The organism is Niabella hirudinis, from assembly GCF_051201075.1.
Lineage (GTDB): Bacteria > Bacteroidota > Bacteroidia > Chitinophagales > Chitinophagaceae > Niabella > Niabella hirudinis.
On record NZ_JBPEHJ010000001.1, the window covers coordinates 213,423 to 230,358 of the forward strand.

The 16,936-nt window shown below is 50.7% G+C and carries 6 protein-coding genes; all 6 read right to left on the minus strand.

Annotated features, from left to right (window positions below; genetic code table 11):
• Positions 1-573: 573 nt before the first annotated feature.
• Positions 574-3,063 carry a glycoside hydrolase family 2 TIM barrel-domain containing protein gene (locus GGU45_RS00780; protein WP_435221120.1) on the minus strand — a complete coding sequence of 830 codons (2,490 nt, stop codon included), beginning with the start codon at positions 3,061-3,063 and terminating at the stop codon, positions 574-576.
• Positions 3,064-3,138: 75 nt separating this feature from the next.
• Positions 3,139-7,119 carry a beta-galactosidase gene (locus GGU45_RS00785; RefSeq protein ID WP_435221122.1) on the minus strand — a complete coding sequence of 1,327 codons (3,981 nt, stop codon included), beginning with the start codon at positions 7,117-7,119 and terminating at the stop codon, positions 3,139-3,141.
• A 163-nt stretch (positions 7,120-7,282) separates the two neighbouring features.
• Entirely contained in the window at positions 7,283-9,094 is a 1,812-nt protein-coding gene (locus tag GGU45_RS00790; RefSeq protein ID WP_435221123.1) for a DUF1565 domain-containing protein, read from the minus strand.
• A gap of 228 nt (positions 9,095-9,322) precedes the next feature.
• Entirely contained in the window at positions 9,323-11,770 is a 2,448-nt protein-coding gene (locus tag GGU45_RS00795) for a glycosyl hydrolase family 95 catalytic domain-containing protein (RefSeq protein WP_435221125.1), read from the minus strand.
• Between the two features lie 97 nt (positions 11,771-11,867).
• On the minus strand, positions 11,868-13,478 hold the full coding sequence (locus tag GGU45_RS00800) for a RagB/SusD family nutrient uptake outer membrane protein (protein ID WP_435221127.1): 1,611 nt from the start codon (positions 13,476-13,478) through the stop codon (positions 11,868-11,870).
• A gap of 11 nt (positions 13,479-13,489) precedes the next feature.
• Positions 13,490-16,822: a TonB-dependent receptor gene (locus tag GGU45_RS00805; RefSeq protein ID WP_435221129.1), complete on the minus strand. Its 3,333-nt coding sequence runs from the start codon at positions 16,820-16,822 to the stop codon at positions 13,490-13,492.
• Positions 16,823-16,936 lie beyond the last annotated feature (114 nt).

A 16,936-nucleotide genomic window follows, 5' to 3' on the forward strand; every position in this document is an offset into this window, starting at 1 on the left:
ACAAAGAGCTGTTTTAACCCCCGGGGACACCAGGGTTACGCTAAGTTCGCCAAAGCTATTTCCTTATTTCTTTTTGCGAGCGTTGCGAATTCCTTGTGCACATTGCGGTTAAACGTGAGGCACTGAAACACTGAATACTTTTGTTTTGCCACAAAGAGCTGTTTTAACCCCCGGGGACACCAGGGTTACGCTAAGTTCGCCAAAGCTATTTCCTTATTTCTTTTTGCGAGCGTTGCGAATTCCTTGCGCACATTGCGGTTAAGCCTGAGGCACTGAAACACTGAATACTTTTGTTTTGTCACAAAGAGCTGTTTTAACCCCAGGGGACGCCAGGGTTACGCTAAGTTCGCCAAAGCTATTTCCTTATTTCTTTTTGCGAGCGTTGCGAATTCCTTGCGCACATTGCGGTTAAGCGTAAGGCACTGAAACACTGAATACTTTTGTTTTGTCACAAAGAGCTGTTTTAACCCCCGGGGACGCCAGGGTTACGCTAAGTTCGCCAAGCTATTTCCTTATTTCTTTTTGCGAGCGTTGCGAATTCCTTGCGCACATTGCGGTTAAACGTTTTGTCTTCTAAAAAACACGCTGCACGGTACCGGGCAACCCGGCTGCATGGGCCTTTATATCCAGGCGACCGGCGGCTTCTGTTGTACGGACCAGGAAGGTGGCGATACCCGCTTCTGCCTGAACCGTAGCAGGGCTTTCCAGCGTTGCATTCCCTTTTATTTCCAACGTGACAGCAGAAGTAGCATTGACCGCCAGGTTGCCTTTTTCATCCGTGATCTTCGCGTATATAAAAACCAGGTCGGTAGTATGGGCTTTTAACGGTTTACCGTTTTCGGCCACCTGCAACAAGATCTTTGAAGCTGGTCCCGCCGTGGAGACCTGGTTGCTGGCAACCACCTTTCCAACAATATAACCGATGGCTTTAAGCGTGCCGGGTGCAAAGGAAATATTGCGGAAGGTGAACGGCGGATGCAACAAATGATTAGCGTTCCCCCCATCAAATGGTTTTCCCCCGTTTGAAAAATCCGTTCCATAGCCCGTTTCCGGTCCCCGGTCCGGTTTCTGGCGCCCGATCAGTTTGCCATCCAGGTACAGGGCAACTTCATCGCAATTGCTATATACCGTTACTGTTTGCCAGCGATTAGCCTGCTGCCAGTAATGGGCTATGGAAACCATGGGCCCGGTTGCAATAGCCGCACCGGTTAAGCGGTCAGCATCGCGCTGGCTTTGAAAGAACGCATAGGAAAACTTGGGAATGCGGAAAATATCTGCCACACCCCATCCTTCAATCCCCACAACTACCCCGGCCAACCCGTCAAAGAAGGCCCAGGTCAGATCGCCAATGGCACGCGGATAGTTTTTTTGATTCTTATTATGTTCCCACTGCAGGTTCCATGCCTGCTGCAACAGCGCATCCTGTCCATCGCCCCGTAGTTTGCGCGTGGTACTGTTGCCTCCTCCAAACTCATAATCGCCATATTCCCGGATCAAAAAAGGATGATCAGGGTAGGTCGTATTATTCCTTGCACCGGGGTCCCCGTTCCAGTCATCATAAGGTACATCCCAGCAGGCTTTGGTGAAATAGGAATCGCCGCTGGTAAAAAAGTTCGCTGTGCCCTTCCATTCGCTCCGGGCCACTTCGGCCTGTCTGCAGCGAAATGCAGCCGGCGGGTATGATTCATTCAGGCTAACCTCCCAAAGCAATACGCTGGGATGGTTACGATCCCTCCGGATCGTTTGGCGGATGTCCTCCATCACATGATCCTGGAAAGCGGCCGAGCGGTTGAAGAACTGCCAGCCCGGGATACAGTTGATGATCAGCAGCCCCAGTTCATCGGCGGCCTCCAAAAACGCCGGGTCGGGCGGATAGTGGCCGGTGCGTACCGCATTCATCCCCGCATTTTTTATCAGCCAGGCATCGCGGTAGCTGGCATTGCCTGACAATGCATTACCCACATAGGGGTAATTCTGATGCCGGTTAGTACCCGTAATCTTAAATGGCTCGCCGTTAATGAGCAGCCCCCTTTCTTTTGTAATTTCAAAGCTGCGGATGCCGATCGGGGTTATTCTTTCGTCAACGATCTTATTGCCGGATCTGATAATGGTTTTTAGCCGGTACCGGTAAGGATGATCCGGATGCCAGAGCAGCGGGCGTACAACAGTGAGCTGCTGCTCATAGTGGGCAGCGCCTGCCGCCACCAGGTTGTTGCCGGCCGAAACGGCACGGGCCGTCACCTGGTTCCGTTCATTTAACAACAGCTGCTCTACCGTAAACCTCCGTGCCCTTGGGTATTCATTGATGATATGCGTTTGTACCTGCACCGTAGCCTGCGCTTTGTTTACCTGCGGGTAGGTAACAAAAATACCGCCGCCCGCGGGCTGGCCGGCAGCAACAGCATCCGTAATATGCAGCGGGTCCTTTACATCCAGCCATACGCTGCGGTACAGACCGGAGTAATAGATAAAGTCCAGCTTTTCTACCGGCTTGCCAGGCGGCACTACCGGGTTGGCTTTATTGTTCAGCTTCAGGTAGATGGTATTATCCGCATTAAAACGGACCAGCTTTGTTATGTCGATCACAAAAGGAAGGTACCCCCCTGTATGCCGGGTTATATAAGTTCCGTTTACCCAAATATCGGCTACCTGCATGGCTGCTTCAAAATAAAGCGAGACCGATTTTCCGCGGTTCCCTTCAGGCAGGCGAAATGTTTTTTTATACCAGGCGATCCCTTCCCGGGGCTTTACGATCACCAGTGGCTCCGGAAAAGCGGTATGCGGAAGCGCCACCCGCTGCCAGGTCTTATGCGCAAGGGTGCGAAGCTGGAGGTTCAGGTTCCTTGCCTCAGCCGTTACCGTTGTATCTGTTACATTGGTTTGCTCCACCAGAAACTGATCATTCCAGTTGTTGCCCAACCGGCGAAAAGAATCGATCTGTTGCTTTGATACATATTCCTGCCCAATGAATTGCCAGTTGCCGTTAAAAGAACTGCGCTGTGCAAAACCCACCTGCAGCAATAGCAATGTACTTATGAACAGGCCAACTTTTTTATATTGCATAAAATCCTATTTTAATGCCACGAATGCACGAATATTAGATGTAAACACCTGCTGCGGATCGCCTACTACGGCACTTTAATACGATGCGATCTCCATTGCTTTTAATACCGCACCGTTCATGGTCTGACGCAGACCGATGGCAATAATATTGGTTGCTGCCGGCCCGGTCTTTAGCCAGCACTCCGGCAGGTAAAAGGCCCGTTGAGGTCCTACTTCCCAATGACGGCCGATATTATGTCCATTCAGATAAATATCGCCCACGCCCGATGCGTTGATCAGGGCTTTCCAGGTGCGCTGCTGTTCCGCTTTTGATGCGGGGATCGAAAAAGCAACACGATACCAGGTCATCAATGCCTCCTGCGTTCCTTTGGGTTGCAGGTTATTGCCTTTTGCCGGAATTTTCATTTCCGTATCAAGCGCCACCGTCTTCCAGCCGATGTTTGAAACCTTGCTACCCGTCCACCCGTTTTGGATACCGGAGAGCTGGCCTCCCAATTGCCAGCTCAGTTCCTGGCTAATGCTGCTCAACGTATCGCTGAGCCCCGCCCGGCGGATGCCGCAAAGTTCCTCCATGGGCACATAGCCATGTTCGTGACCAATATTTTCATACAGGGCGATGATCTCGTTCTTGCCGGGTTTCAACAGTCCGCTGATGTCAAATGCATTATCGAATTCATCCGGCCGGATGCGCGCAAAGGATTTGCCCACATTACGCGTAGCTTCCGCCGCATACTTATCCGATGGATACAGGCGGGGTGCTATTTTCCCATTTACCTGCACGCTGATGATATCCCGGGAATAGGTATTGAACAAGAGCCGCGTAAACGTTGCGGGATCCCTGACAACCGGCGCAGAACGGTACAACACATACCGGGGATCATTGATGTTCAATTCCGGCAGGGATTGCCCGTTTATGTTCTTCCAGGTCACTTTAAAATCCTCATCTCTTTTCAGTGCTGTTTTAATACGGATGTTTATCGGATCGCTCTTAACCACGGGATCCATCACCTGGTCTTCAAACCACCAGGTACCCTGTGCCGCCTGCTTTCCCGGGGGGATCACCAGTACTTTGGTACCCAGTCCGTCCAGCTGATAGCTGATATCAAAAGCAGGCAGGCCCTGCACCGACCGGTTTGCGGTATCGCCGCCGGCTAAAAGAAATACTTTATTACCGTTTTGATCAATATTATAGATTGGATCTTTAATAAGGGCGGTTGAACCGGGGATCAGGGTTGCCCTGCCCGATACAGCGCTATCCGGATGGGTATTGTGCAGGAACACAAAACGGGTACCATTGGCCGCCGTTCTTACGCCTCCATAAACACTGGCAGGCACCCCGGTAATACTGCAGGGGCCGCCCTTGCTGTGCAACAGCTGGTCCTGGTAGGTTTGAATAAACCGGCTTACCAGCTTTGCCACTTCATATTTTTTACTCAACGCTCCGTTTTCACGAATCGGGGCATTGTAATCATAAGTAGCCGTTTGCCCACGGGCGCCCCAGTTTGCAAAATGGGTACCTCCAGCAAACATGTAGGTATTGATACCTGTAGCGCCCCCCAGTATCGACATTAATGTAATGGCGCGGTAATGCCGGTAGTCCGAATAATGATCTTCGCTTAGAGCGCCTTTGGTGGTGGAGAACCAGCCGCCCTGCAGCTCCGTTACAAATGCCGGCGCACCGGGCTGCCGCTTCCGGAGCGACATGATGCGCTGGGCGCAGCTGGGCGCTTCGCGCAAGCCCACATAAAAATTGTCGGTATCAAATACCTCCTTTAGTACAGGGTCCTTGCTGCCCCGGGTTTCGTTGGTTAAACAGGTAAATACGGGAAGGTTAATCCCTGCATTGCGCACCGAATGGTACAGGGCTTTCAGAAACTGATCTTTTCCTTTGGCGCCATGGGCATTGTACTCATTTTCGATCTGTACCATGATGACACCCTTACTGCCGCGTGGTTTTGCCGTAAGCTGGTAGCCAGCCAATACCTTATTAACCGCATCAAACCAATGCAGGCTCCATTTTACATGCTCCGGTTCATTACTGCGCAGCCAGAATTCATCCGGAATATTTTTGGGCAGGAACTTTGCCAGCCAGCGCGGGTAGCCGCCGCCTGCCCACTCCGCACAAATAAAGGGCCCGGGGCGGGCTATTACGTACAGGCCAAACTCATCCGAAGCCATTTTCAGGTATGCCTTCAAAGTGGTGAAATCAAATTTCGACTGATCAGCCACACCTGATGGCATATTCAATTCCGTAATATTCCAGGGTATATAGGTCTCTACCGTATTGATGCCCGCTGCTTTTATTTTCCGGAAACGGTCGCGCCACAATTCCTGCGGGGTAAGGTAATAATGAAAGGCCGCGCTATAAATAAAAAGGTCCTTTCCATCGATCCTCATGCAATCGCCACTATAACTGATGCGGTCATTCATCGCCGGAAGCTCATTACTTCCTGTAAAACGAAACCAGTTAAAGTCTGCATAGCCGGCATTGGTGGCAGACCGGGTATTGAAATGAAACAGCATGAACCGGTTGGCCGTCCAGGTAAGTCCCAGCCCCATTTTCAGTTCGTTGCCAAAGGGACGAAAGTCCTTTCCATCGAGGCTATAAAAAAAAGTTGCTATAAAACCTTTATCCGTAGCAGCGGCTTTTAACCAGATCTTCGTGGTTTTGGGCAACGCAACACTATCCACCGTTTTTCCATTGTTGATCATCACCAGCTGCCGTTGCGCTCCTTTTTGTTCAACACCTACAAAGGCATAGGGTTTTTCAAATACGGCCAGCCCCGCCATATCCCCATCCTTCATGTGACCAAAATCCAGCTCGGTTACAGCAGCCGATGCCGGCCCCTGAACGCGCTGCGAAAGGGAGTTGCGGGCATTGAGCAGATCTTTGGCATAACCGCCATGCAGGCGCAGATAACCGGGACGCTCTGTTAATGACCATTTGCTGTTATCCGGGTTATGGTTCCATTGCCATTGCAGGCCAAGCTTTTTTGAACTGAACTCATCGGAGGTAGCAGGCACTATAACCGGGTAGGTTTTGCCTACACCGGGTTTTGTATGCACAACCACTCCTTTACCCTCCCCGTTCTTCCCAATCATGGGCCAGCCCTCCTTCCATACCACCGGCTCCAGGTGCGGCACCCGGCCCATGGGTCCGCGGTCCTGCATGATGATAAACCACCAGCTTCCATCCTGCACCTGTATCATGCCGCCCTGGTGCAACCCGTTTTGAGGGTAAGACGACTCATCCTGCACAATAATCTTACTTTCATAAGGCCCGTAAATATTCTTACTGCGCAAACAAACCTGCCAGCCTTCTGTACCGCCGGCCGGACAGGTAATATAATAGTACCCGTTGATCTTAGACACATGCGAACCTTCCATACCATAGTTTCCCTTTGGCGCCGATGATCCCTCCGGTACCGGGATGCCTTTATCCCAGATCAGCTTTTTTTCACCTTTTACAGAAAGCGCATCCGCAGCCAGTTCGGTTACATATAAATGATGCTGGCCATGTACCACGTATACTTTTCCATCATCATCAAAAAACAATCCGGGGTCATAGAGGTATTCAGGAAATACCGTGCGTTTCCAGGGGCCCTTTATATCTTTAGCAGTACAGATGGAGAACTGCCCTTTTTCCTTTCCCCAGTTGGGCGTACAGAACCCTACATAGAACAGGCCCTTGTGATGCCGGATGGTGGCCGCCCAGGAGCCCCGCAGGTACATTTCGCCTCCCTGCAGGTTATAGCGGGGGTCCTCATCATACCGTTCTACCGCATAGGAAGCCAGCTCCCAGTTGACCAGGTCTTTTGATTTTAATACCGGACATCCGGGAACATAATGCATACTGGTGGAAACCATGTAATATTCATCTCCTACCCTGGTAATATCCGGATCGGGCCAGTCGCCCCAGAGAAAGGGATTTTTATAGGTACCATTACCATTGTCTGCCGTCCATACGGCGGGTACCTGTTTTTGTCCATATACGGCCGGTATAGCAGCCAGTCCCATCCACAAAAGCAATAAATAAATTCCTGTAATGCGTCTCATTCGTTTGTTTTCTTGTTATGCAGATTGCAGTGCGCCGCACTGTCTGCTGTCAAAAGATCCAATCTTTTTGGCCCAAAACTATCAAATATGCCAAGACCTAATCCAATGGAATATTGACCAAAGCTGATGTTTTTTTTGCCCATTTGTAATCCAAAATGCCTGCTCACCATATCCGCATTCTTTGCGGTCCATCACTGCTCCATTCAAACGGACCGGGTTGCGGATGCCCGCTTCTTTGCCGCCCCAGGTAATCTTTATCAAATACGAGCGGCTGGCCGTCCGGGTCTTCAAATCCCTGTTGGGGGATCACCGCCATTCCAAGCTTCCCGGTAGTAATGATAGTCGTGTGCAGCTCATTGGCCCAGGCCTTTTTTATATCGATAGCCAGGTACCACCGACCGTCCTTTTCTTCCACCCGCAGGCCCGGGTCATAGCCGGTAAGTACCAGCGGCGTTTTTTCGTGCCGGGCAGGTTTGGTATTCATTAAATATACATTACCCTCCATGGCAATGGGCAGTGATGCCTGGTCATAAGGACGGAGATCGGCCTTTCCTATAAAAACATTATTATAAAAACGGGTATCGCCGCAGGGATTGCTGTGAAGGCCCGCCAGGGTTGTTGTATGCGGCTTTAAGAACGGGGTCTTCCGGTGGTCGATGCTGTCTGTAGGCCAGAGCTGCCAGGCGATGAGATTATGTATAAAGGCAACACCCTGCGAAAGCCGGACCTGCGCCAGCTGCGGCGAAAGAAACATATTATTATCAATGATCACCGGGCCATGATTCACTTCAAGAGAAAGATCCTGCACCCTGTTATCATGCAGAAAGTTCCCGGTAACCCGGGTGCCCTGCGCCATCCAGTCGAGCCAGATGCCGCCTTCTGTCTGAAAGATATGATTATGGCTGATTTCAACATCTACGGCCCCGTGTAATTTTATCCCCGCCAGTTCATACCCCCAAAAAAGTCGCTGAACGCCAATTCGATGAATCGTGTTGCCTGCAATTCTACTGTATACCGCACCCAGGCTTCCGGCAATGCCTGCCTGACCGCAATCGCTGATTTCATTATCCTGTACCTGGTGACTGCCCACATGCGCTTTATCCCAGCCATTATCCGCCGCCCTTTCGATGGTTTTAATATACCCCTCCACTGATTCCGACCGGTTGTCCCAGGCATCGCCGTATTTGCCCAGGGTTATACCCACGCACTTCGAGTTGCGAACGGTATTTTTTTCAATCACCCAGCCCTTGCTCCAGTGGGTGCCGATGAGCCCTATTTGTTCGGCCGTTGGCGGTGCCCAGGGAGTTGCCGCCTGGCTTAGCCGGAATCCTTTAACGCCAATATAATCGATCCCGGTCTTTGAAGGATAGAAGACGGCCTGCCGTACATTGATCTCCACCTGTGCCCGGTTGGGGTTTATGCCGTTAAAACCGGCCCATATACTGGTTTCATTTTCCGTTACCCGGCTATACCAGAAAGCAGTATCACCCCGCCCCGCCATCAGCTGGTCCAGGTTTCTTGCTTCCGTAAGCGCCTGGTCATTTAGGTACACTTCACCGGTATGGCACCAATTTCCTTTGGCAAGCCAGTCGCCATAAATGGTGTCCTTATACGGATTAAATCCTTTAAACAATTTATTGGGAATGGTTGCTTTCCAAACGGAGCCGGACACGCGCTTCCATCCTTTTACAAGTTCGGAGCCTTTGATCTCCACCTGTTCCCCGGGCGCAGCCAGGTACCAGATCCGTTCATTGGCTGCGTTTCCCCCACGCGGAGGATCTACCCGCTCCCGGTACACGCCGGCATGCACCAGCACGGTATCGCCCGGCATGGCCTTGTTGGCTGCAGCGGTGATCGTTCGCAGCGGGCGCAGCCGGTTGCCCGTATTGCTATCTTTTCCCTTAACGGATACATGAATGGTTTTTTGTGCTATTCCTGTCTGTAGTATACAAAATGAGCCTAATAACAGGGCCAACAGGCATTTGATTGAAAATGTAAAATAGGAAATACCCAATGAAAAATGCTGAACTGGGTCCCTGATTAAAGCCAACAAGTTTATTTTCGTAAACAAATATTTATTTTCCATTTTTCAAATTGATATCATCCTTCATCTAACTTTTTAGTCTGCGGGGCGGGCAACCTATTAAAAGTATAAATGCCCTCCGGCCAAACCCGCCTATGTCCCAGGTTCCGAAAGATCGGATCAGAAATGCAACCGGGTATTCAGTTGTTCATCCAGTGCGATCCGGCGACCGGCAACGAGGTTGATCTTTTTGCTGATTTTGCCATAGGTGATTGTGCAAACATCGTTTTTGCCGGGCAATAATACGGCCTGCTTTAACTTACCGTTTGTCCAGGAAACCGTTAGCTTGTGCCCGCCATGGACCCGTATCCCGGATAGGGTTCCTGCCGGAAAATCTGCCGCACACGCCGGTAGTAGCTCCATTCTTCCGGGCTGCGAAAAAACCAGCATTTCTGATAGCAGCCGCGGCAGGCTTAGCACTGCATCCAGGTTATAAACGGAATGATTGAGATTATGGGAGGTAACCAGTCCGTTGTAAACATATTTGCGATGGGCAAACCGGTTGAGGTTATCCATTACCTTGCCCGCATCCTGCAATCTTGCAGCCATTAAGGAAATATGGATGAGGCCATGGGCCGATTCCGTATCGTATTTAAAACGCTTATTCAGGGCCACCCTTGCCGCCTGCAGCAATGCCGGACTGGTACCTGGTTGTAAGAACTCCGTTCCGGGAAACACCGGGTATAGATGAGAGTTATGACGATGCGCATAATTATCCGGGTAGTTGGCGGGAGCCCATTCCGCCAGGGCGCCATCTGCATTGATCCGGTAGGGCAGCATCTGATCATGATAGTGCTGCCAGCGGTCCATGTCCTGCTTGCCGGCACCAAACATTTTACCCAATACCAGCAAATGTTCAAAAACCTCGCGGGCAACAGCAATATCAATGGTGCAATCCTTTGCCAGGTTGGATGACTGGTGCCCCACGTTGTTCTCCGGTGAAATACCGGGAATAATATGATAATACCCATCCTTCATTTTTACCAGGTAGTCTTCATAGAACTGCGCCATTTCCTCGTACAGGGGTAATACCCTTGTACGCAGAAAAGCCGTATCGCCCATCAGCATTCCATGTTCATAAAAAGGCATCAGGTTCCAGCCCGCCCCGGAAGGCCAGTACATCCAGGGATAATCGCGGCCAAAATGATTTAAGAATCCCCGTTCGGGGTCGCTGTAATGCGGCACCAGGAAGCCCCTGCAACCCAGGTAACTTTTAGCATTCAACCGCCACGCGGGCAGGAGGCGTTCCACATAACCAAAATAAGATGCGGCACATTCCTGCAGATCGCCGGTGGACATGGCTGCTATAGCCAGGTTTACGTTGGAGTCAAATACAAAGCCACCGTTCCAGGCCGGCGTCCAGCCCCCGCCCCATATACCCTGCAGGGGAGGCGGGTATTTACCGCAGGAAGAGATCAGCAGGTAGCGGCCCATGGCATGCAGCTGCTCCAGGAAAAGCGGCGTAATCCCCTCTTTATCGGCAGCGGCAAGCATTTCTTCCGTGGGCGTGCGGGCCCACTGCGCTTCAGCCCCCAGGTCCAGTACCACCCTCCGGAACATTTCTCCATGCTGTGCAGCATGCGGGCGCAGGAGTTGTTCATAGCTCAGGGGCAAACGGCTCAATTCATTTTTTACCGGCACGGCCTGCGAAGTGTTGCCATACTGCAGCGGCGTAATGCGTAGCACCACCAGGATCTCCGTTGCGTCTTCAATGCGGAGCTGGTTACCGCTTCGGATACGGCGCCCCCCAACGGTTGTTACCCTTGCCAGCCCTTCATAGCCGCCCGGGTCGTTGGTGTATTGTGCATGATAGCTAAGCCAGCCATCATCTGTAGCTGCGGAATTTATAGATCGAAAAGCCTTGCTGATGTCCACACCATCGATCTGCCCCGTCCTTCCTGGTGTTTCATCAAGGCTCAGGGATACGCTCAGCTTCCGCCCCCCTAACCCTCGGATCCGGAGCACATTTACATTGTTTACCCGTGAAGAAAAAACGGTCTGTTCCAATTCCCCTTTATCATCTCCCCAGCGGATCAACGACTCGCCCGTTTCCATATTCAGCTGCCGCCGGTAATTGCCTGCCGTACCAAAGGTTGCGGTTTGAATATTGAGATCAAAGGCGGGATGCGGCGATACCGGCCAGGCCTGCGGCGCTCCCATCGCTTCCAGCTGTTTGCGGGCGGCTTCGGTTGCAAAGCGGGCGGCTTCGGTGAGGCTGTCGTTCTCCGCCATCCGGCGTACCTGCGGCAGCAGTCCCGCAATATTTGCCACGGCGACCTTGTTGCGGTCCCAGGCCCTCAGGAACAACTCTTCCTGTACACAGATGATCCGCTCTTTACCGGGCGTGCCCAGGTGCATGGCGCCTACGCTTCCGTTGCCGGTAACAAACGCATCCTGCCAGGCCAGGGCCGGCTTTTTTGACCAGGCGATCCAGCGACCGGTTTCCGCTGTGCGTTGTGCTCTTTTTTTAAGACTAACAGATTGGGGAGCCCCTCCGGAACCCGGCTGTGCGGCTGCATAAAAAAACAGGGCTGGCAATAGCAATGAGGTCGTAAAAAACTTTTTCAATTGGAAACAATTTTATTCGGGTGTTATGGTTACCCGCCGGGTAACCATAACACCCGAATGTATTTAGCTGCGGTTCATCCATGAACCCGGCAATTCATTAATAGCCGTTATTTGGTAAAAGATTCTTATTAATGTCGATCTCTTTCTGTGGGATCGGCCACAAATAAAATTTATCTTCAAATGATCTTGTACCGGCTACATAGTTAGAGTTTGGCGTAAGCGTCAATGCTCCGTTTGTTGTATTTACGGTTCCTTTGAGGCTCCCTAACACCTGTCCATTCAGTGCCTGTGCACCTATTTTCCAGCGCTGGATATCATACCACCGCAATCCTTCACCCGCCAGCTCCACGCGCCGTTCCCTGCGTACAAGGGTACGCAATGCATCCTGCCCCGGATACTGAACTGCAGTTATCAGAGGCATCTCTACCGTTGCCCGCCGCCGTATCTTATTAATGGCATCATAAACGGACGCATCAATCTGTCCGTCTTCAATCTTTGCTTCTGCAAAGGTAAGTAATACCTCGGCATACCGGATCAGGATCATGGCTCCACCGGTATTCCATACATCCGTTCCATAGGCTGTGCCATCATAGTCATCGATATTTGCCACATACTTTTTAAAATTAAAACCGGTGGGCGATGCATTGTTATTGCCTACCAGGTCGAGCGAGCCATTGTTTAACGGAGCAAAATATTTGCCCATGTATAGCTGGCCGGGCCTGATAACGGTGGCATCCAACCGGGGATCCCGGTTGCCATAGGGCTGCAGGGCATTATAGGTGGGATCTTTGTCGATCGTTAACCCGTTGCGAGTTTCAAAAGCGTCTGCCAGGGATTGTGTGGCCGCCATCGAGCTCCAACCGCCAAAGGAGTTGGGAAGCATAGCACCCAATACCCATTGTGCATTGTCGTTCTGCAGGTATTGCACATCCAGGATCACTTCCGTATTGTTCGCATTTTGCGGGCGAAAGAGATCTTCAAATCCTCCCTGGTAAATATCATAGGTATACGGCGCCTTCATCAGTTGCTGGCAGGTGGCAATACAATCCTTGTACTGTGCATTATACAATTGTATTCTTGCCTTTAATGCCAGGGCCGCACCGCTGGTAATGCGTCCGATATCGCTACCCGAATAGCTGATCGGTAACACCGCTGCTATTTCAGTTAGTTCTTTCAATACGAACGCTGTTATTTCCGCCTTCGCTGTTTTGCCAATGGTCTTCGATTCATCGGGGGTCACATTCTTTGTTACCAACGGTATATCACCATATACCTGGCTCATCTTCCAATAACGGTAGGCCCTTAAAAACCGGGCTTCGGCCTTCATCCTATTCTTCAATTCATCGTCCAGGGAGCTGGTGGGTACTTTATCCACATTCTCCAGGAACCAGTTGCAGCGCTGTATAGTAAGGTAGTCAAATCTGTCTACGCCGGGATTGCTTGGACTGGCCGAGCCGGAAGCAAATACCTCGTATCCTTCCCAAGGAAACTGGTCGATGCCATTATCTGAGATACAATCGTCATACACAATATTTGCTCCATCCTCCCAACCGTTGTAACAACCGGTGAGGGCTGCATTTGCGTCATTTTTTGAGGTCCATAAGGAGCCATTGCTGTATTTATCCAGGGGCTCGGTATCTAAAAATGATTTGCTACACCCGGTAGCCAGCAGGCCCAATAACAACACATATATAAATCGGTTCTTCATCTTTCTTTTTTTTAAAATGTTACATTAATACCAAAGGAATTGATCAACATCTGGGGATAGTTGTTGATGCTGGCCGTCGACCCAATCTCGGGATCGATCCATTTGTAAAATTTGGTAATAGTCAGCAGGTTCTGACCGCTATAATACAGCTTTATATTACTGATACCTAAATGGTTCAGATACCGTTGCGGGATATTGTACCCCAGCATCAGGTTCTTAAGACGCAGGTAGGAAGCGTCTTTAACCCAGAAGGACGAAGGGTTGGTGGTGGGACTGTTCTGCGTATAGCTGTACCAGAGCCGCGGAAATACCGTACTGTGGTTTTCGGGTGTCCAGCGGTCGAGGAACACGCTGGTGGGTTTCTGAACATCGGGCCCTACCATACCGATCATGGTGCCGCCCATTGCTTTTACCGCAGCAGCGCCCTGGAAAAATACGGAGAGGTCAAAATTCTTCCAGTTGGCGGCCAATGTAAATCCATAGTTCACCTTTGGAAAATAGGTTCCCAGGTACACCCGGTCGTTATTGGCGTCAATTTTATTATCGCCGTTCTGATCTTTGTAGATGATATCACCAAGGGTTACCTTTTTATCGATCATTGCGGGGTATTTATCCAGGTCGGCCTGTGTCTGGTAAATACCGATAGCTTCGTACCCGTACAGGGAATTAAAAGGCGTTCCTACATCATAAAAGGTGCTGCCATCGATCACTTTGCCGCCGGTCAGTTTGGTTACCTTATTTTCAATATAGGAAAAGTTCCCGTTCACTTCATACTGGAATTCGCCGGCCCGGTTCCGGTAACCCAGGGTTACTTCAATCCCTTTGTTCGAGAGGCCGCCATCTACATTTACATAGGGAGGCTTAAATGCATAGGGCTTGCCTGCCTGTGCGGGCATTAGCGGGTTATCGGTGTTCCGTACAAACCAGTCAACGGAAAGGTTCAGTTTATTGCGCAGCAAGCCGGCGTCAACACCAATGCCAAAGGACTCTGTTTGTTCCCAGGTCACCAATGGGTTGCCTCCTGCGTCCGGCGCTACGCCTGTAAACAGGGTCTGGTTAAACGAATACTTCTGTCCACCTGCAATGGTTTCAAAGTAGGCATAGTTGTTCGGGATCTGCTGGTTGCCCAGTTTGCCCCAGAAACCGCGCAGCTTTAACAAGCTCAGAGTATTTTTCAGCGATCCAAAAAAGTTCTCATTTGAAATTACCCAACCAGCAGATGCAGAGGGGAAGGTGCCCCACCGGTGCCCGGGTGCAAAACGGGAAGACCCATCAAAGCGCAGGTTGGCCTCAAACAAGTAACGTTCGTCAAAATTGTAATTGATCCGGCCAAAAACGGATTGCAGTCCCCAGTCATTTGCCTTGCCCGATGTTTGCTGTCCTAATTGCGGCCCTGCATCAATCTCTGACAGGGAATTGTTCAGGAAGTCCTGCCGTGTAGCAGAAAAATCATTATAACGCGAATATTCCTGCGATCCACCGGCCAGTATTTTGAACTGGTGCTGGCCCAGCTTTTTTTCATAATCGGCAACACCCTGAACCAGTGTATAAGTGGTGCGGTCTGTGAAATTTCTCAAATTGTTGGGGCCCTGGGTCCGGGTTGGCTCCAATGGAGTTCCGGCAGCTCCGCCACTGTAATATTGAATATCGGCCACATATTGCTGCTGCTGACCAATACCCAGGCGGTAACCAAAGGAAGGTCTCAGATGCAGTCCTTCTATAGGAGAATAATCGAGCCCGGCATTACCCGTTACCGTATAATTCTGCCATTTGTTAATGGAGGGGGCATCCAGCCAGGCCATAAAGCTACCATCCGATACATACCCATAAGCTCCATTCTCCCACCGGTTGGGCACCGTATTGGAGATTCTGTTCGCCATCCGGATGATCTGTCCAAAACTGGTAGCATAGGTGCTTACCGGCTCCGAGAAGGGCGCAAACAGGAAGCCGATACCGGCATTCATGCTCAGTTTTTTTGTAAACTGGGAGTTAATATTAAACAGTGCATTGTATTTCTGGTAGCGCACTTTTTTTACATTCCCTTTCCGGTCCAAATACCCCAGGGAAAACATATATTTTGTTTTTGCATCCCCGCCGTTGATGCTTACATTATGGTTCTGCTGCCATCCGGGCTCAGTATAAAGCAGGTCGAGCCAATCTGTATTGGGATGCGCGCCGGTTTTATCGGAGCCGTCTTTGAATTTCTGAATATCGTCAGCCGACCATTTTGCATAGTCGCCCCTTCCTTCATTTTTAAGCGCTTCATTATACAGCTCTGCCTGCTGCCAGGAAGGCAAAAAGTCCGGCAGGCTGGTCGCTTTTTGTGTACCGGCATACATCGTATAGCGCACCTGTATATGGCCGGCCTTTCCTTTCCTGGTTGTTACCAACACCACCCCGTTAGAGGCCCTTGCCCCATAAATTGCCGAGGAAGCAGCATCTTTCAATACCGATATATTGTCGATATCGTTGGGGTTGATGTCGGATAAGGACCCGGGCACCCCATCTATGATCACCAGCGGTGCAGCGCTGGCCCGCACATCGGCCGGCCCCAGGCCCGCGCCAATACCCCGGATGCGGATGGTACCATCATCGCGTCCCGGCTGGCCATTGGTGGTGGTTATTGTAACACCCGCCATTTTACCTTGCAGGGCATTTACTGCGCCGGATACGGGGCGTTCTGCAAAATCCTTCGATGTAACGGTAGCCACCGCCCCGGTCACGTTCACTTTTTTCTGGGTACCATACCCTACTACCACTACTTCTTCTACGGGTTTTGCATCGGTCATTTTGAGCACTATCGTTATGTCGCCTGACCCGGTAATGGGTACTTCTTTTTCATCATAACCAACAAAGGAAACTACCAAAACACCATTCTGACCGGGCATTTTAATAGAGAACCGGCCTGTGGCATCCGAAGCCACGCCCCTCTCGGAGCCCTTTACCCGGATGGAAGCACCAGCCAGCGGAATGCCGGCTTCGTCCGTTACCAGGCCCCTTACCTCAACAGGAGGCAGCGGTTCCGATACAGTGGGCAACGGTGTTTCGCTGTTGCGAGGCACCACCACGATCGTGTTGTGGGAAATCGTATATCCCAGCGGAAGGTCCCTGAAACAGATGGCCAGTACATCCGTAAGCCGGGTATTTTTTACCTGGATACTGATGGTGCCGGCTTTCTCAAGCAACTCATCCTGGTACAGGAACTTATAACCTGTCTGGCGGTTGATCTCCTTAAATACTTTCTGCAGTGTAACATTTTTTTTTGCAAGCGTAATGTTTTGGCTATGGCCCGATGCATAAGCATGCATGCAACCGATCCATAAAATAACAGCCATAAATTTCATAACTAACAGCAATTTTCGCAATGGCTTCTTTTTAAAATGAAGAAGGCACATCAGATCTTCAAAAATCATAAATTTGTTATCGATTTGGGTTAAACAATCAGCAATACTGTCTTT

Coding starts and splice junctions, on each gene's coding strand:
- GGU45_RS00780 (WP_435221120.1), bottom strand. CDS start 3,063: ATGCAATATAAAAAAGTTGGCCTGTTCATAAGTACATTGCTATTGCTG.
- GGU45_RS00805 (WP_435221129.1), bottom strand. CDS start 16,822: ATGAAATTTATGGCTGTTATTTTATGGATCGGTTGCATGCATGCTTAT.
- GGU45_RS00800 (WP_435221127.1), bottom strand. CDS start 13,478: ATGAAGAACCGATTTATATATGTGTTGTTATTGGGCCTGCTGGCTACC.
- GGU45_RS00785 (WP_435221122.1), bottom strand. CDS start 7,119: ATGAGACGCATTACAGGAATTTATTTATTGCTTTTGTGGATGGGACTG.